The following is a 20,589-nucleotide window of genomic DNA, read 5'->3' on the forward strand; positions in this document are numbered from 1 at the left end:
ATCGCAGCGGGGGGACGCGGGGGCGTCTTCGTCGAGCGACCCAATCGCCGAAACCGACGTCGGACGAGGCATGGATGACACTGCGTCCCACCGAGATGGGACTGGGGGAGACAGGCGCCCGGGGACACCCCGAGCGCCTGGAGACGTTGAGCTGCAGGCTCGGACCGAGCTGCTGGATCTGACCGCGGCGCAACGCGCCATGTGGTTCGCCGAGAATCTCGTCGACGACCACTCGGTCACGGTCGCGCACTACCTCGACATCGTCGACGACGGGCGCCCGTTCGATCGCGAACTGTTCCGTCGCGGCGTTCTCGACGCGGCGCGCGACCTCCAGACTGCATACACCCGCGTGACCGAGGTCGACGGCACGCCACAGCAGTACATCGACTACTCCGTTCCCTTCGACGTCGTCGACGTCGACCTGCGGGCCGAGCCGGATCCCGAAGCGGCAGCCGAGGTCTGGATGCGTGCGGACCATCAGCGATCCGTCGACCTGCTCGCCGACCCGGTGGCCGTCGCCGCGTTCATCCGGATCGCCGACGATCGCACCTACTGGTACATGCGCGGGCACCACATCGCCTTCGACGGGTACGGCGCGCTGATGTGCCTGCACGAGGCCGTGGCGAGGTACAACTCGCACCGCCAGGCCGACCCCGCCGAGCCGGCACCATCGCGGGCCGGTCACCGTCCGGTGCGGCGCGCCAGCGTCGCCGAGGTGGTCGCCGACGATGCCGCGTACCGGCAGAGCACGCGATTCGAGAAGGACCGGGAATTCTGGTCCGAGCGCGCCGCCGGACTCCCCGAGCGGGTCAGCCTGGCGGCCCATCGCGCAACCACCGGGGTCCGCAACGAGACGGTCGTCTCCGCCGGCCTGATCGGTCCCGAGCTCGACGACGCACTGCGAAGATGTGCCCGCGACCTCGACGCCTCGGTGGCCGCGATCCTCACTGCCGCGTTCGCCGCCTTCCTCGCGCGCATGTCCGGAAGCGACGACATCGTCCTCAGCCTCCCGGTGACCGCGCGGACGACGGCGCGTATCCGACACTCGGCCGGGATGGTCTCCAACATGCTGCCCCTGCGCGTGAACGGGATCGCCACGGCGACGTGTGCCGATGTCGTCTCGGCCGTGACCGCGGAGATCACCGCGGGTCTCCGCCATCAGCGCTATCGCTCCGAGGACATCAGGGCGGCAGCCGGTTTCGGTGACACCCTCGGTACGAGCTTCGGGCCGCTGGTCAACCTGCTGCTGTTCGACAAGCCGATCGTCATCGACGGTGCTCGCGTGCGATATCACATGTTGTCCGCCGGAATGGTGGAAGACCTCGTGATGAACGTCTTCGCGGCCGGCCCGGACGCCCCGCTCGAAGTGGGTCTGCACGCCAACCCCACGTTGTACGAGCAGGCCGAACTCGACGTGCACCGGCGGCGACTGTTGAGCCTGCTCACGCAGTTCGTCACCGAGCCGCGTCGGCCCGTCGCAGACCTCGAGCTCTTGGTGGCCGGGGAGTCGGCAACGGTGGACCGCCTCGGTTCCGGCGGGCCGGCCGTCCCCGTCGGCGACGAGCACATCCTGGCCGCCTTCGATCGCCAGGTCGACTCGACACCCGACGCACCCGCGGTGACGTTCGGTGACACCACCCTGACCTATCGCGAGTTCGAGCGTGCCTGCGGGACATTCGCAGACCGGTTCGCGAGTCTGGGCGTGCGGCGCGACGACCGGGTCGTCGTGGCGCTGGACCGGTCGATCGAGCAGGTGTGTGCCGTCTACGCGGCCATCGGGCTGGGCGCGGCCTACGTGCCCGTCGACCCGGCCGAACCGGAGGAACGCCGACGCGCGATCACCGCCGCGGTCGGCCCGTCCGTGATCGTCGACGCGCAGTTCGTTGCCGACCTGGGCGTCGACCCCGGGCCCGATTCGCCCCGCTCCCGACGTAGGGACGGAGCTCGTCCCGGCCCGCCCACCCCGGTACACCGCGACCGGCGGGCTCCGGCCGGCCTGGCCGCCTATGTCATCTTCACCTCGGGATCCACCGGAATCCCCAAGGGCGTCGAGATCGATCATCGCGCGATCGTGCAACGCCTCGCCTGGATGCAGCACGACCACCCGATCGCCGCCGCCGATGCCGTGCTGTACAAGACCCCGGCGACGTTCGACGTGTCGGTCTGGGAGTTGTTGTGGCCGTTACGCGTCGGCGCGCGGATGGTGATCGCGGAGCCGGGTGGGCACCGCGACCCCGCCTACCTCCGCGACCTCATCGCACGGTCTGGGGTCACGGTCGTGCACTTCGTGCCGTCCATGCTCGACGCCTACCTCGACGTGGTGCTCGGTCCGGAAACCGAGGGTCGGCAGGTGGCCGGCGGCCCGGACCCGGACGACGCGGCAGCGTACGACAGGGTCTCGTTGCCGGATCAGGTGCGCTGGCTGTTCACCTCCGGGGAGGCATTGCCCGCCCGGCTCGCCCATCGGGCACGGTCGACGAGCCGCGCCGGTCTGGTGAATCTCTACGGGCCGACCGAGGCCGCGATCGACGTGACGGCCCAGAGGATCACGACAGATCGTGCGGTCGTGCCGATCGGTCGTCCGGTGCCGGGCACGGTGGTCCGGGTACTCGACGCTCGTCTGCGGCCGGTTCCGGTCGGGGTCGTCGGTGAGTTGCACCTGGTAGGTGCGCAATTGGCGAACTGTTACGTCGGCGCGCCGGGGCAGACGTCCGCCAGGTTCGTGGCCGATCCGCAGGGCGCCGCGGGGGCCCGGATGTACCGCACCGGCGACCTGGTCCGGTGGACCGGCGACGGCGAGCTGGAGTACCTGGGACGGACCGATCAGCAGATCAAGATCCGGGGGCGCCGAGTGGAACCCGGCGAGGTCGAGGCGGTCATCGCCGCCCTACCGGGCGTCGATGCGGTGGCCGTCGTCGCACGCCACGATCTCGGACCCGCGCCGGTCCTGGTCGCCTACGTGCGCCCTCGGCGGGAAGAGTCGACCGGCCCTGTCGGTGGCCTGCTCGACGCCGAGGCCGTCCGCGCACACTGCCGGCGGCGGCTCCCCGGCCACATGGTTCCGCTTGGGGTGGTCCTGCTCGACTCATTTCCTACGACCAGGTCGGGAAAACTCGACCAGCGCGCGCTGCCGGCCCCGGTACTCGGCTCCGGCGCAACGGATTTCCGGCCGCCGCATACGCCCGCCGAGCGGGCGCTCGTGGCTCTCGTGGAGGAGGCGCTCGACCGCGACGGGGTCAGCGTCTCGGACAACCTGTTCGCGCTGGGCTCCGACTCGTTGCTCGCCGCCCGGATGGTGGCGCGGGCACGCGTCGACCACGGGCTCGGGATCGCCCTGACCGACGTCTTCGAGGCGGTCGATCTCGCCGATCTCGCGTCGCGTGCGGTCGTCATCCCGGACTCCGACCAGGCCGCTCGAGGCCCGTCCCGGCTGCCGCGCCCGGCACGAATCCCACTGTCCCAGGCGCAGACCCGACTGTGGTTCATCAACAGGATGTCGCCGGCCGAGTCGACCTACAACATGTCCGGGGCGCTGCGCCTGACGCATCCGGTCGACACCGCCGTCCTGCACCGGGCCGTCGTGGACGTCGTGCACCGGCACGAGATCCTGCGCACCGTGTTCCCCGTCGTCGACGGGGAACCCGAACAGCGAATCCTGGATGCGCAGGTGGCCGCAGATCTGCTTGAGGCCGTCGCCGGGAGCGGAGCGAGCGGGACCGACTTGGCTGCCGCGATCTCGGCGGTCACGGACGTGGGATTCGACCTGGCCGAGGAGATCCCGTTCCGTTACCGGGTGGTGACGGGTCATCCGGACGGCGATGTCATCGTGCTGGTGGTGCATCACATCGCGGCCGACGGACATTCGTTACGGCCGTTGCTGCGAGACCTGATGACCGCGTACGACAGTCGGCGTGCGGGTGCGGAGCCGGATTTCGCGCCGTTGCCGATGCAGTACGCCGATGTCGCCGTCGAGCGTGCCGAGACGCTCGGTACGCCGGAGTCGCCGTCGGCGTTCCTGGTCAAAGGTCTGGAGTTCTGGCGTACGGAGTTGAGTGGGGCGCCGGATCTGTTGCAGCTGCCCACCGATCGGCCGCGTCCGCGGGTGATGTCGAGCAGTGGAGCGCACGTCGACACCGTGCTCGGCCCGGAGCTGACCGACGGCATCCGGCAGCTCGCGAGATCGTTGTCGGCCACTCCGTTCGCGGTGTTCCAGTCCGCCCTGGTGATCACGCTGGGCCGACTCGCCGCCACCGACGACGTGAGTATCGGGACAGCGGTCGCCGGCCGAGACGACCCGGCGGTCGCCGACCTGGTCGGGATGTTCGTCAACACCGTCGTCCTGCGAACGACCCTGAATCCGGCGGACACCGTCGCCGAATTCGTGACCGCTGCCCATCGCCGCTGCGCTCGCGCGATGAGTTGCGCCGATGTCCCGTTCGAGCGGGTCGTGGACGCCGTCGCGCCTCATCGGTCGCCCGCGCATTCACCGCTGTTCCAGGTCGCGCTGACGGTACAACCCGACCAACTGGCCGAGCTGGCCCACTGGACCGGGTCCGCGGCGATCCTCGATGCGCGGGTACCGTCCGCGAAATACGACGTCACCGTCTCGGTGACGGACCACACCGATCGCTACGACATCGAATTCGCCTATGCCACCGATCTCTTCGACGCCGCCACGGTGCGGGAGATGGCGGCGCGGCTGGGATTCGTCCTGGCGCAGATGGTGCGGCAATCGTCCCGGACCATCGGTTCGATCGACCTGCTGCGGCCGGACGAGACGCGCGTCCTGGCATCGCCGGCCCGCGGGGCGCGTCCGGAACAGACGCTTGCCGGACTGCTGGCTCGCGGTCTCGCCCGCGCCGATCCCGGCGCGCCGGCCCTGGTCGGGGACAGCGTCTTGCGATGGTCGGAGGTCGCGACCACCACCCATCAGCTCGCCCGCGTCCTGATCGAACGGGGCATCGGTCCGGGTGACGTCGTCGCCGTGAGCATTCCGCGATCACCTCGGTCCGTGCTGGCCGTACTGGGGGTGGCGATGAGCGGCGCCGCCTTCGTGATGATCGATTCCCGTCTGCCCGTCGCGCGCCGCGCCGCGATGCTCGCCGACAGCGGGGCGGTGTTGCTGATCACGGCGGAAACGCCTGCCGGGGACGGTGACGGCGCACCCGGCGCCGGGTCATCGTCGATCCCGCCCACGGTCGCCCGTCTCGTTCTGGACGACCTCGAGGTGGATCTGGGCATCGCGGGACGGCCGACGTATCCGGTGGCCGATGCCGAGCGGGTCCGGCCCATCTCCCTCGACGACGTCGCCTATCTGCAGTTCACCTCCGGGTCCACCGGCCGTCCGAAGGCCGCCACGTTGACGCACGCCGGATTCGCCGAGCTGGTCGCCGAGCAGCAGCAGCGGCTGGGCGCAGCCCCGGACGCGCGCATTCTCCACGTCGCCGCACCGGGATTCGATGTCGCGGTCTGGGAGATCGTCTTCGCGGTGTGTTCGGGGGCTCAGCTGGTGATCAGCCCACCCGATGTGTTCGCCGGACCCGAACTCGAGAACGTCATCGCCGGGCATCGGGTCACCCACACGATCATGACCCCGACCGCGCTCGCCACCCTCGATCCCGCAGCGGTGCCCGAACTCGCGGTCGTGATGGTGGCGGGCGAGGCCTGCCCGCCGGAGCTGGTCACGAGATGGCACACCGCCGGTCGCCCGCTGCTGAATCTGTACGGCCCCAGCGAGACCACCATCTGGGCCACCGTCTCCGCGCCGCTGCGGCCCGCGGAACCGGTGACCATCGGTGGACCGATCTCCGGAGTGGGCGTCAAGGTCCTCGACGCGTGCCTGCGTCCGGTGCCGAACGGCGTTCTCGGCGAGCTGTATCTGTCGGGACGGGCACTCGGGCGCGGCTATCACGGTCGTCCCGGACTGACGGCCGCCCGCTTCGTGGCCGATCCGTTCGACGCCGGGGGCCGGATGTACCGGACCGGCGACCTCGTCACCCGGACGCCGTCCGGTGACATCGTCTACCACGGCCGCAACGACTTCCAGATCAAGATCCGCGGCATGCGGGTCGAACCCGGCGAGGTCGACGGGGTTCTCGCGAGCCATCCCGACGTGGAGACCGCGGTGACCGTCGGGACTTCGACGCCGGCGGGGGAGACGGTCCTGGTGTCGTATGTGACCGCTCCACCCGACCGTCTGCCGGCACCCGAGCACATCCTGGACCACGCGGCGGCTCGTCTCCCGGCGCATCTCGTTCCGCACACCGTGGTCGTGCTCGACGGGTTGCCGATGACCCGGACCGGCAAGGTCGACCGTCGCGCCCTGCCCGCGGTGGAGATCTCGCCCGCCCGCGAGTACGTCGCCCCGCGCAGCCGGCTCGAGGGCGTCGTGGCGCAGATCTTCGCCGACGTGCTCGGCGTACGGGAGGTCAGCGTCCACGACGGGTTCTTCGAACTCGGCGGCAGCTCGTTGTCGGCGACCAAGGTCGCCTATCGCGTCGAACAACACATCGGACGTCGCGTGCCGATGTCGCTGCTCTTCGAGAATCCCACCGTCGCGGATTTCGTGGCGGCCGTGGCAACGGCCGACCGGGAATCGGCCGGGCGCATGCTGACACCGCGTGACCGCACGCATGTCGTCGACCTCACCGGGGTCCAACGCGGGCTGTGGTCGATCAATCAGATCGATCCGGCGTCGCCCGCGTACAACGTCGGGCTGACCCTGGAACTCGACGGCCGGTTGGACGTCCCCGCCCTCACCGGCGCGGTGGGCGATCTCGTCGCCCGTCACGAGTCGTTGCGGACGCGCTACCCGCTCCACGACGGCGCCCCAGTACAGCTGATCACCCCGGCCGCAGATGCGGTGCACGCGTTACGGATTCCGCTGGTCGATCTCGCCGGGGACCGGCTCGACACCACCGCCGGGGACCGGCTCGCCGTCGAGATCGCCGCAGTCGTCGACGCCGGATTCGATCTGACCGGACCCCCGGCCGTCCGCGCGGCGATCCTGCGACTGAGCGCCGACCGGCACGTACTGGTGTTCGTCGTGCATCACATCAACGCCGACGGCGGATCTCTCGGCCCGCTCGCTCGCGACCTCGCCGAGTTCTACGCCGCCCGGATCTCGGGCAGGTCGGGATCGGGGAGTGTCGTCGGACAGCGCGTGCAGTTCGCGGACTACGCGATCTGGCATGCCGAGCGCCTGCAGACCGTGCGCCCCGGCGGGATGACCGAACGGCAGCGTCAACTCGAGTACTGGAGGCGGCGTCTCGACCGGGTGGGGGAGCCGGCGACGATCCCGACCGACCGGCCGCGCCCCGTGGAGCCCCGCCACCTCGGGGGCGTCGTCGATCTCGACATCCCGCCGTCGACGGCGACGATGCTCCGCCAGATGGCCCGAGTGGGCAACACGACCCAGTTCGCCGTGCTGCACGCTGCGCTCGCGGTCCTGATCGGGCGGCTGTCGGGCAGTGACGACATCGTCATCGGCACGCCGTTCGCCGGGCGCGATGATCCTGCCCTGACCGACATGGTGGGAATGCTCGCGACCACGGTGCCACTGCGGACGCGGCTGCGGCTGGACGAGCCGTTCGCGGACCTGTTGCGGCGAGTGCACACCGACGATTTTGCCGACCTGGGGCACACCGACGTGTCCTTCGACGAGATCGTCGATCACCTGGCCCGTGCCGACCGCGGAACGGTTCGTCGTGGACGCCGCAATCCGCTGTTCTCGGTGATGATCGCCTATCAGAACCTCGAGTTCCCGGAAGTCGAACTCGACGGTCTGCACGTTCGCCCGCGGTTGCCCGCCTCGTTCCCGGCCAAGGTGGATCTCGAGGTCATGCTCTATCCGGGCGATCCGGACGGTGTCGAGCGCAACGGCGCACTGGGTGGGCAGATCGCGTTCGACACCGATCTGTTCGACCGGGACACGGTGGCGCTGTTCGCCGAGCGATACCGGAATCTGCTGACCGACATCGTGGCACGGCCCGACACCGCGGTCGGGGATCTCGCGCTCTGGGAGGAGACGACGCCGGACCACGGCGGGGCCGAGGACGTGCGTCCGCTCCACGAGATCGTGTCGGAGGTGGCGGCCATCGCACCCGACACCGTCATCGGCGTCGCGAGGGCGCCGCTGGTGACCTTCGCCGATCTCGAGGCAACCGCTGTGGCGATGTCCATCTCGGTTCCCGACGAGGATCCGGCGGAGGCGCTGACGATCGCCGTGGCAACGCTTCTGGCCGACGCCGACCGGTCGATCGACGACGTCTTCGACAGCGTGCGAGCAGCCGCCGACGCCGTGTTGGGTCGGGACGCGGACACCGGATCGGATGCGCTCCCGCGAAATCGTGTGGGACCCGCGTGACGTCGGACACCTCGATTCCCCGCGCCTCGACGGGGTCGGCCCCGTCGTCACCGCGTCCCTCGGCGCTGCGGTCGCTCGCGCTTGCCGCGACCCATGCGGGCGACGACATCGCGATGACCGGTGCGGCCGGCCCGGTGTCGTTCCGTGCCCTTCACCGCAGGGTGTCGGCGTCGGCGATCACCCTGGCGGGGCGGGGTGTCGCGCCCGACGCCGCCCTGCGCGCGACGGTGACGGCGCTGATGCCGCGCGCCGGATTGAGTGGATCGCAACTCGCCGCAACGGCCGCCGAGATCGTCGACGAACTCGACCGTCGTCTCGACGAGATCCTGGGCGACGGTGACCGCGCCTCGCTACCGGGCCTCATCCGGATCGCCGCGCGCCGCCGGGCCGACGCCGTCGCCCTCACCGACCTCGCCGGGGCGTCGCTCACCTACCGTGAGCTCGACGAGCGATCGGAGCAGATGGCCCACGCCCTCGTCGCCCGCGGCGCGGGACCCGAGACCCTCGTGGGCGTCGCGTTGCCGCGATCGGCGGACCTCGTCGTGGCGTTGCTGGCGGTTCTCCGGACCGGCGCCGCCTATCTGCCCCTCGATCGCACCCACCCGGTCGCACGGTTGACCGGCATCGTCGACGACGCGTCGCCGGTGGTGGTGCTGGCCGAGGACGAGACGGTGGAGGCCTGGGCGGCGATGTCCGCGCCGCTGTGCACGCCGCAGGACCTGCTGACGCACCACGAGTTCGACGCGGAGGGCGCGTCGCCCTCCCTGCCGGATCATGTGAACCCGCACGCGAGTGCGTACGTGATGTACACCTCCGGGTCCACCGGACGACCGAAAGGCGTCGTCGTCACCCACGACAACGTGGTGTCGCTGCTGACGGCCCTCGACACCGTCGTGGAAAGCACTCCCGACGATGTGTGGTCGTTGTTCCACTCCTACGCATTCGACGTGTCGGTGGGTGAGATCTGGGCCGCCCTGCGCGCCGGTGGACATCTCCTCGTGCTCGATCACGCGACGACGCGCGCCCCCGACGACGTGGTCGACGCCTTCGACCGGCACGGGGTGACGGTCGTCAACTTCACCCCGTCGTCGTTCTATCAGTTCGCCGCGGTCGTTCGCCCGCCCCACGGCCGACGCTTGCCCGAGTCCGTTCGCCGACTGCACTTCTCGGGAGAACTACTCGACTACGAGCAGGTGCGGAAGTGGCAGTCGGACCGGGCGGCGGACGGGTCGGCGACCCGTTCGGGTGCCGACGTCGGGGGTCCGCAACTCAACAACATGTACGGTCCCACCGAGACGACGGTCTACATGACCCGCCGCGAACTCACCCGCGCGTTCGTCGACGGGGCGACCGCCTCCGACATCGGGACTCCGCTCCTCGGTTCGCGGGTGCACGTGCTCGACGGCCGGCTCGCCCCTGTACCCGACGGGGTGCCCGGCGAACTGTATGTCTCGGGCGCGCAGGTCACTCGTGGATTCCTGCATCGGCACGGTCAGACGGCCACGCGGTACGTCGCCGATCCGTTCGGTCCGCCGGGGGGCCGCATGTATCGCACGGGCGATGTCGGTGTGTCCCGCGGCGGGTCCATCGAATTCGTGGGACGACGCGACGGCCAGGTGAAACTCCGCGGCTTCCGCATCGAACTCGGCGAGGTCGAGTCGGCGATGTCGGCGATCGACGGTGTCGACGCGGCGGGGGCGGACATCCGTACCCTCGGGGACACCGATCACCTCGTCGGCTATCTGGTCGCCACCGGCGGTAGCGATGACCCGGCCACCGCCGGTACCGACGATCCGGCCACCGCCGGGCCGGTAGCGCTGCCGGAGAACGAGATCCGTGCGCGGCTCGCGACCGCGGTGCCCGACTACATGGTGCCCACGCGGTTCGTCTGGCTTCCGCGACTCCCGCTCACCGTGAACGGCAAGCTCGATCGAGGTGCCCTGCCCGACCCGGGGTCCGGGGACGGCCCGATCGGTGCCGAGCCGCCCGCCACCGCCACCGAGGCGGCGCTGGCCGGGCTCGTCGCCGAGATCCTGGGCGTGAACGACGTCGGGGTGACCACCTCATTGTTCGATCTCGGCGGCAACTCTCTCACCGCGACCCGGGTGGCGGCCCGGGCAGCCGAGCGGTTCGACACGACGGTCTCCGCGCGAGCGGTCTTCGCCGATCCCACCATTCGGGGTCTGGCGGCGGTCATCGACGATCAGGGCGGCGGCGAGTCCGAGGGGGCCGGCGCCCTTGCACACCGAGTGCCGCCGCGCCGGATTCCGCTGGCCCGGATCGACCGCGGCGGGGTGCTCCCGCTGTCGCCCGCGCAGCGACGTATCTGGTTCCTCGAGACACTGGACCCCGGCGGGGCCGGCTACCTCATCCCGGCGGTCCTCCGCCTGAGTGCCGCGCCGGCCCCTGGTCCCGACGCCGGCCGGCGTTCCCCGGATCCGGTGGTCGTCGCCGCCGCGCTCGCGGATCTGCTTGCCCGACACGAGGTGCTCCGTACGCGGTTCGTATCGGTGGACGGCGTTCCCGAGCAGGTGATCGCGCCGGTCGGGGACAACCGGCATGACGTCCGGGTGGCGCCCCCCATCGACATGCGCGGCGCCGACGAGGCCGACATCTCCGCCACGATCGCCGAGATCACCAGTCGGGGTTTCGATCTCGAGGACACCGCGCCGGTCCGGGCCCGGCTGCTCCGCGTCGCCGAGGACGACATGATCCTCGTCCTGGTGGTGCACCACATCATCAGCGACGGTGGTTCGGTCGCGCCGATGGTCACCGACTTCGTCACCGCCTACGAGGCCCGTCTGGCCCAACGGGAGCCCGGCTGGGCGCCACTGCCGGTCCACTACGCCGACTACGCGGTGTGGCAGCACCACCGGCTCGGGGACACCGCCGACCCCACCTCTCTCGCGGCGCGCCAGCTCGAGTACTGGCGCGCCGGTCTGGCGGGTGCGCCGGAGCTCATCGAGTTGCCGGTGGATCGGCTGCGGGCCCCGGTCCGGGACGACTCGGGTGCCGAACTGTCCTCGGCATTCGACGCGGTCACCTGGAACAGGTTGCGGGACCTGGCCGGTCGGCACGGCGCGACGATGTTCATGGTCGTCCACGCGCTGCTCGCGGTCACACTCGTCCGGTCCGGTGCCGACGAAGACATCGTCATCGGAACCCCGGTGGCCGGGCGGGGCGAACGTGATCTGGATCCGCTCATCGGGATGTTCGTCAACACGCTCGCGCTGCGAAGCCGGGTGTCTCGCGACGTCGCGTTCACCGACCTGCTCGACGCCATCCGCGACATCGACGTCGCCGCACTCGATCACGCCGACCTCCCGTTCGAGACCGTCGTCGACGAGGTCGTCACGGTGCGCAACACCGCACATCCGCCCCTCGTCCAGGTCGCTCTCGCCTTCCAGAACGCGACCAGGCCCGCGGTCGAGTTACCGGGTCTCGTCGTCGCCGAGATCGAGGCTCCGGTCACCACGGCCAAGGTCGACCTGCAGGTCACCGTCCTCGACGAACCGGGTCGCCCCGCCGACGACGACACCCGCGTGATCGTCACCTACGCGACCGCACTGTTCGACGCCGACACCGTGGACGCATTCCTCCGTCGGATGGTCACCCTCGCGCGAGCCGTCACAGTCGACCCGAACCTGCCGGTGGGTGACCTGCCCACCGGGGACGAGGCTTCCGGCGCGGTGGTCGCCGCGCCGAGCCTGGCCTCGTCGAGGTCGACACTGGCCGACCTGTTGGACACGGCGATCTCCGTGAATCCCGGTGGCGTCGCGGTCACCGAGAACGGACGGCACCTGACCTATGGTCGGCTCGACGTCGAGACGCGACGGCTGGCCGCCGTACTCCGTGCGCGCGGCGCCGGCCCGGGCACCGTGATCGCCTTGGCCACACCGAGATCGCTCGCGGGCACGGTCGGGTTCTGGGCGGTCGCGCGCACGGGTGCGGCCGTGGCTCCCGTCGATCCCGCCCTGCCGGTCGAGCGCCTGCGCCACATGCTGGACACCGTCGACGCCCGCCTCGGGATCGCCTCGGCCGCAGCCGTCTCCGAACTGACGTCATCATCAGGCCCGCTCGCTCCGCTCCCGGCGCCGGAGTCATTCGGCCCGCTCGCTCCGCTCCCGGCGCCGGTGTCATCATCAGGCCCGCTCGCTCCGCTCCCGGCGCCGGTGTCACCCACGCCAGTGGAATGGATCCTCGTCGAGGACCACCTCGAGATGGACGGGGTCGGGGACGTGACCGGTGACGTCTCGACCGACGTCGACACGATTGGCCGTCGTCCCCGACCCGACGAGACCGCCTACGTCATCTTCACCTCCGGGTCGACGGGCCGGCCGAAAGGCGTCGCGGTCACGCACCGGGGGTTGGCCGACCTGATCGCCGATGCGCGCGTCAGATTCGACCTCACACCGGCCGCACGTGTACTCCGCTTCGCGGCACCGGGTTTCGACGCGGCTGTCTTCGAGACACTGGTCGCGGTGGCGAGTGCGTCGACGATGGTCGTGGTGCCGGACGGGGTGACGGGCGGCGCCGAACTCGCGGCGATCCTGCGCCGGGAACACGTCACCCATGCGACCATCACCCCGACCGCACTCGCGACGGTGTCCGATGTGCTCGCCGAGACGGGCTCGCACGTGTCGTCTGCTGACGGTTTCCCGGATCTCGAGGTCATCTCCGTCGCCGGGGACGTCTGCTCGCCGGAACTGGTCCGGGGCTGGTCGCCCGGTCGCGCGATGCGAAACCTCTACGGCCCCACCGAGACCACCATCTGGGCCACGTCGTCCGCACCGATGCGCCCGGACTCGCCGATCACCATCGGCGGTCCGATTGCCGGGATCACCGTCGCGGTGCTCGATCCGCGCCTGCATCCCGTTCCGGCCGGGGTGGCCGGTGAGCTGTACCTGGCCGGCGCTGCGCTCGCCGCCGGTTACCTCGGCCAGACGGCGCTCACCGCCGAACGGTTCGTCGCGGCGCCGTTCGGTGCGCCAGGAGAGCGGATGTACCGCACCGGGGACCTCGTCCGGTGGCGCCGGCGACACGGTCGATGGGCACTGGACTTCCTCGGCCGCAGCGACTTCCAGGTCAAGATCCGCGGCTTCCGGATCGAGCTCGGTGAGATCGACGCCGTCCTCGGCGAGCACGAGTCGGTCGATTTCTCGACGACCGCCGGAGTCGAGCACCCGACCTCGGGAGAGACGGTCCTCGTGTCCTGGGTTCACGGTGTCGCCGGCATTGCACCCGACACCGGGGACGTGGCGGCCCACGCGGCCCGTCGGCTGCCCGCCCACATGGTGCCCACCCTCATCGTGCCGCTCGACGAGATCCCCCTGACGGCCACCGGGAAGCTCGACAGCAGGGCACTGCCCACGCCGCGTTTCGGCGGGAACGTACACGTCCGGCCGGAAACGGCGACCGAGCAGACGGTCGCGGCGGTCTATGCCGAGGTGCTGGGGCTCGACGCTCCAGAGGAGGTGTCGGCGGAGGCGTCGTTCTTCGATCTCGGCGGAACGTCGCTGTCGGCGACCCGGGTCATGGCACGCCTGGGAGTCGCACTCGGCGTCGAGATACCGGTGCGGGCGCTGTTCGAGACGCCCACCGTCCGCGCGCTGGCCGCCGCCGTCGACGCCGGGGAACACGGTCCCGGCAGCGAACTGCCGGCACTCGAGGCCATCCGCCGGCCGCACCCGGTGCCCCTCTCGTACGCGCAACGCCGGATGTGGTTCCTCAACCAGTTCGATCCGGGGTCGACCGCCTACGTGATCCCGATCGTGGTCCGCGTGCGCGGCGACCTCGACGTGTCCGCGATGTGCGCGGCGATCCTCGACGTCGTCGACCGGCACGAGGTGCTGCGCACCGTCTACCCGACGGGGACTCCCGACGCAGACGCCGCCGGACCCTCGGACGCCGCGGCGCACGACGCCGGACGGTCCGATGACGCCGTGCCCGTCGGTGTCGAACCCGTGGCGCTCGTTCTGGACGACTGGGCGGGGCGGCTCTCGATCGGCCACACGGTGGTCACGCCGCGGGCCGTCGCATCGGCCGACGAGGTCGTCGACCAGGAGATCCACGACCTCGTCGCAGCCGCGTTCGACGTGACGACCGACCTGCCGGTGCGGGCTCGCGTCGTCTCCGTGTCGACGACCGAACACGTACTCGTGATCGCGCTGCATCACATCGCCGCCGACGGTGAGTCGGCGCCGGTGCTGGCGGCGGAGATCGCCCAGGCCTACCGGGCGCGACGATCGGGTCGGGTGCCGGACTGGCCCGCCCTGCGGTTCCAGTACGCGGATTACGCGGTGTGGCAACGACACCGGCTCGGTGACGTCTCGGACCCCGAATCCCTGATGGCACGACAGCTGCGGTTCTGGGCCGAACGGCTGACCGGTCTGCCCGACGTGTTGCCGTTGCCGACCGATCGGCCCCGCCCCGCCGTGCCCGACGGACGGGCGGCCACGGTGCGGTGGTCGTTGCCGGCATCGGTCGTCACGCACCTGCGGCGGCGTGCCGCGGCCCGACGCGCCACCCTGTTCATGGTGGCCCACACGGCCACCGCCGCGGTGCTCGCGCGCTTGACGTCGACGACCCGGATCGCGGTGGCCACACCGGTTGCCGGTCGCGGCCGGGCGGAGATCGACCAGCTGATCGGCATGTTCGTCAACACCGTCGTCCTGTCGGTCGACGTCGAGCCGCACCTCACCGTCGCTGCATTGCTCGATCAGGTGAAGAACGCCGACCTCGCCGCGTTCGATAACACCGACGTCCCGTTCGAGCGCGTGATCGACGCCGTGAACCCGCGGCGGATCGAGAACGTGGAACCGCTCGCGCAGGTCCTCCTCGTCCACACCGTCAACGGCGACGCCACCCTCGGTGCACTCGACGATCTCGACGCCGAGTTCGTCGAACTCGAGGACACCGACGCGAAGTTCGACCTCGCGATCGGCTTCCGCGAGACGGCGGACGGCGGGCTGGCCGGCTCGATCACCTATGCCACCGCGCTGTTCGACCAGTCGACCGCGGAGACGATCTCCTCGGCGCTGTGCTCGGCCCTCGACGCCCTCGCCGCCGACGCGGACCTCCCCGTCGCCGACATCCCGATCCTCACGACAGCCGAAGCGGCAACCCAGCAACAACTCTCGATCGGGCGCGCCGTCACCCTGCCGGACCTCACGGTGCCGGCGGCTTTCGCGGTCGCCGACCACCTGCGATCTGCGGACGCCATCGCGCTGCGCTGCGACGGGCGCTCGGTCACCTCCCGCGAGTTCGCCGCGCGGGTGGCCACTCTCGCACGGGAACTCATCGGACTCGGGATCGGCCCGGAGGACTGCGTCGTGGTGTGCATGCCACGGTCGGTCGAAATGGTTGTTGCGGTCCACGCGGTCCTCGCCGCGGGCGGACAGTACATGCCGGTCGCACCCGACGCGCCGACCGATCGCGTCCGCTACATGGTCGACACCTCGCGCGCGACGATCGCGCTGGTCTGCGACGCACGGGTTCCCGCCGCGGGCGAGGTCTCGCGCACGATCCTCGTGGACGCCGGGAGCCCCGTCGACCTCGACACCGTCCCGGTCGCCGATCACGAACGCCGATCGGTGCTGCGTCCCGAGCACGCGGCCTACACCATCTTCACCTCGGGCTCGACCGGCCGGCCGAAGGGCGTCACGGTGAGCCACCGCTCAGTGCTGAATCGATTGCGCTGGGGTGTGGACGAATTCGGGATCGGGCCGGACGACTCCATCCTGCTGAAAACACCCGCCACCTTCGACGTGTCGGTGCCCGAGTTGCTGACCCCGGCGCTGACCGGCGCCCGGCTGGTCATCGCGCCCGACGACGCACATCTCGACCCGCACTCGATGGCCCGCCTCATCGACACAGAGCAGATCACCACGGTGCACTTCGTCCCGTCGCTGCTCGCGGTCTTCGTCGGTGAACTCCGGCCCGCTCGCTCCGCTCCCGGCGCCGATGGGATTCGGCCCGCTCGCTCCGCTCCCGGCGCCGATGGGATTCGGCCCGCTCGCTCCGCTCCCGGCGCGGACGGGATTCGGCCCGCTCGCTCCGCTCCCGGCGCCGATGGGATTCGGCCCGCTCGCTCCGCTCCCGGCGCGGACGGGATTCGGCCCGCTCGCTCCTCTCCCGGCGCCGGGCGTCCACTCCTGCCGAGCCTGCGCCACCTCTACTGCTCCGGCGAGGCGCTCCCGCCGGCCGTTCTACGGTCGGTGCGCGCCGCGCTCCCGCATGTTCGCGTGTCCAACCTGTTCGGTCCGACCGAAGCCGCCGTCGAGGTCACCGCGGCGACCCCGGACGCCGACGCCGAGGTGGTGCCCATCGGGCGGCCGGTGTGGAACACCCGGACGTTCGTCCTCGACGAGCGGCTGCGCCCCGTGCCCGCGGGCATCACCGGCGAGTTGTACCTGGGAGGTGTCCAGCTCGCGCGCGGGTACGCAGCCCGCCCCGACCTCACCGCCGAGCGTTTCGTCGCCGATCCCGCGGGCGGCGGAGCGCGGCTGTACCGAACCGGTGACCTGGTCCGACGCAACCGCGCCGGCGAGCTGGAGTATCTGGGGCGCAGCGACTTCCAGGTCAAACTGCGCGGCCAACGGATCGAGCTCGGTGAGATCGAGGCGGTCCTGGCGACGGTCGACGGCGTCCGCCAGGCCGTGGTCACCGTCGCGAGCGCCCCGGGCGGTTCGGAACACCTCGTGGGCTACCTCATCGCACCGGACGGGGGTGGAAGGAACGGGGATGAGGTCGTCGGACGCGCACGAGAAGCGGTGACCGCGTCGTTGCCGGCGTACATGCGGCCGACCCTCTGGGTCCCGCTGGCCGAGGCCCCGCTCGGCAGCACCGGCAAACTGGACCGCAAGTCGCTGCCCCGTCCGCGTTTCGATCTGTTGTCGGGGACCGAGGACAGCGACTCTGCTCCCGTCGGTGAGTCGGAACAGATGGTCGCCGCGATCGTCGCGTCGGTGCTCGGGCTCGAGGATGTGCCGCTGACCCGTTCGTTCTTCGAACTCGGTGGGGACTCGATCGCCTCCATCCGGCTCACGTCGATGTTGCGCGCCGCAGGGCTGCACCTCACACCGCGCGATGTGTTCACGGCGTCGACGATTCGAGAGCTGGCCGGCGCCGCACGAACGGAGTCCGCCACCGCCCTCGACGAATTGCCGGGCGGCGCAACCGGTCCGGTCGAGCTGACACCGGGGGTGGCGTGGATGCTCGAACTCGCCGACGAACCGGGCGACCTCGCGGACTTCTCGCAGAGCACCGTGCTCGCACTTCCCGCCGAGGCCGACGAGCCCGCGGTGCGGGCGGTGGTGGCCGCGGTCGCCGCGGCCCACCCGATGCTCGCGGCGTCGTTCCGGCTGGACGCCGATGGCTCGCCGACGGTCCTGGCCGGTGACGGCGACCCCGACGACATCACGGTCGAGATCCTCGACCGTCCCGACGTCCCCGGCGTCGGAGCCGGGACGACTCCGTCACCCGCGGTGGACGACGCTGTCCGCGCCGCGCATTCGCGAGCTCTCGCGACCTTGTCGCCGGCCGATGGGCGGTTGCTCGCCGCGGTCGGTGTGCGCTTTGCCGACGGGACCGGCCGGGTGGTCGTCGCGGCCCACCATCTCGGCGTCGACGCCGTGTCGTGGCCGACCATCGTGGCGGGTCTGGGCCGCGCGTGGTGGCAGTACCGCAACGGGGAGTCGCCGGCCCTGGTCGCGTCGGGCACCTCGTTCCGGCGCTGGGCCGGCGTGCTGGCCGAACTCGCCGATCGGACAGCGGAGATCGACTGGTGGACGCGACAACTACCGTCGACGCAGCCGCCGGAACTGACCGTCGACCGCGCCCGGGACCGACTCGCCACCACGGTGTCGGTGACCCGCACCGTCGAGCCCGGTCTCGCGGAGCGGGTCCTGGGCACGGTCACCGAGTCGTTCGGCGCGCGCCCGGACACGGTGCTGGCCGCGGCCGTCGCGCACGCGGTGCGGGAGTCGGTGCCGGTCACGGGTCCGGTGTCGATGATGATCGAGAACCACGGTCGCGAAGAGAGCATCGCACCCGGTGCCGACCTGGCCGAGACGGTCGGGTGGTTCACCTCCTTCGTGCCGGTGAGTGTCGATGTCCCGGAGGCGACGCGGTCCGACGGTCCGACCGGGCCGACCGGGACCGCCGTGGAGGCCACCCCGGGTCGTCGACTGGCGGCGACGGTCAAAGCGCTCAAGGACACCCGGGCTCGGATGCCGGACAACGGGATCGCGTTCGGGCCGCTGCGCTGGTCACGGCCCGACTCACCGCTGCGGGATCGGCCGCTCCCGCCGATCACGGTGAACTACCTGGGCCTGCTGGGTCCCGGCGCCGGGAGCGAAGCGAGCGGGCCGCATGATGGCGGCGCCGGGAGCGAAGCGAGCGGGCCGGATGTTCCCGGGGATGCCGGTATCGGCGTGGCTGCAACGGAATTCGTCCCGGTCCCGGACGCGCCCTCGCTCCCGCCTTCGGTCCGTGGAGACATGGTGGCGCTGGCCGCACTGACCGTGACGGCGGGCTCGATGGCGACTGCACGCGGTCGCGAACTGCGGGTGGACCTCACCGCGCCGGCGGGATTGCTCGACGAGTCCGCTCTGGCCGGTATCGCTGATCGTTGGGAGGCGGCGCTGTCGTCGCTCACCGCGTATGTCGACGCCGTGGGTGATCCGGGACCCAGCGAGACCGACGTGATCGGCGGGTCGGACCAGGCCGACATCGACCATGTTCTCGCCGCCCGGTCGGGCACACGCCGTTCGCGCGCCCGGTGCGCGATCTGGCCGCCGACGCCACTGCAACACGGCTTGTTCTACGAGGCGGAGCGGTTGGTCGGGGCCGATCCCTATGTGACCCAATCGATCATCGAGTTCGACGGTGATCATCCCGTCGACACGATTCTGCCGGCGATCCGCGAGCTGCTGGCCAGGCAACGAGTTCTGCGTTCGGGCTTCACCCGCACTCCGTCGGGCCGACTGGTCGTGGTCGTTCCGCCGAGCGATGATCCCGCGGTCATCGAGCCGGACTTCCGTGGTGTGGACCTGTCGGATCTGAGCATGGCCGAGTCGGCAGCACGGATCGTCGAGATCGCCGACGAGGATCTGCGCCGCCCGTTCGTGCTGGACGACCCGCCGCTCATCCGGTTCTCCGCGGTGTCGCACGACACGGTGACGGGTCCGGCGCACACGCTGGTCATCACCGCGCACCACATCATCCTGGACGGCTGGTCGGGTCCGATTCTCGTCGCCGACCTCCTCGCGGCACATCTGGGCCGGCCGGCGATCACACCCGCCGGCGACTTCGAGTCCTACCTCGAGTGGCTCGACGGACGCGACCGGGAAACCGCAGTGAGCGCGTGGCGCGAGCATCTCGTCGACGTCGGACCGACCCTGCTCTGTCCACAGGAGCACCGCGGTGCCGACGCTCGACCCCGCCGGCACGAGGTGACGGTCCGGGTTCCCGCGGACCGTCGGGCGGCGGTGGAACGAACCGTGCGTCGGCTGGGCACGACGACGAGTACGGTTTTGTACGCGGCGTGGTCGATCGTGCTGTCCCGCTTCACCGGTGAGCGCCGAGTTGTCTTCGGTGAGACGGTGTCGGGGCGGCCCGCAGATCTCGACGGCGCCGACGGCATGATCGGCCTGTTCATCAACACGGTGCCGGTGACGGCCGATGTCGATCCGCGTCAGACGTTGGCCGGCCTCATCGGTGAGCTGCATCGCTCGCGGGCGCGGATGCTGGATCACCAGTTCGTCGGGCTCGGTGACATCACCGCGTCGACGGGGCATCCGAGGCTGTTCGACACCCTCGTGGTCTTCGAGTCGTACCCCGTCGACGTGGACACGGTGGTGGAGGGGTCGCGGACCTCAGGCCTGGAGATCCGCGACGTGAGCACGGCCGATGCCACGCACTACCCGCTGGCACTCATCGCCGCGCCGGAGGGTGACGACCTCTGTCTGACCGTCAAGGCCGACCTGGGCCTCGTCGGCGACGGGGTCGCCGAGGTGGTCGCGGCCACGCTGGCGGATGTGCTGGATGTGGTGATCGACGATCCGACGTTGCCGGTGGCGGCGCTCGATCCGATGCCGGCGGCCATGCGTTCGACGGTCGAGGGTTGGTCGCGTGGTGTGGGTGTGGGGTTGGGGTGGTCGGGTCGTTCGGTGGGGTCGGTGGTTGCTGAGCGGGTGGGGTTGTCGGTGGGTGATGTGGCGGTG

General features: G+C 70.8%; 2 protein-coding genes. Both read left to right on the forward strand.

Going from position 1 to position 20,589, the window contains the following annotated elements; all coding sequences use genetic code 11:
- Window positions 1-70: 70 nt before the first annotated feature.
- Window positions 71-8,365, forward strand: a complete 8,295-nt coding sequence (locus tag CA982_RS23100) for an amino acid adenylation domain-containing protein (RefSeq protein ID WP_086537506.1) — start codon at window positions 71-73, stop codon at window positions 8,363-8,365.
- Window positions 8,362-20,589: non-ribosomal peptide synthetase (locus CA982_RS23105; RefSeq protein WP_086537507.1), on the forward strand; the 12,228-nt coding region annotated here is incomplete at its 3' end. The genes CA982_RS23100 and CA982_RS23105, both read left to right, overlap by 4 nt.

This window comes from Gordonia lacunae, from assembly GCF_002149015.1.
In the GTDB taxonomy this organism is placed as follows: Bacteria; Actinomycetota; Actinomycetes; order Mycobacteriales; family Mycobacteriaceae; genus Gordonia; species Gordonia lacunae.

Excerpts from the sequence above, each read along its gene's own strand:
- CA982_RS23100 (WP_086537506.1), top strand. The coding sequence starts at position 71 with ATGGATGACACTGCGTCCCACCGAGATGGGACTGGGGGAGACAGGCGC.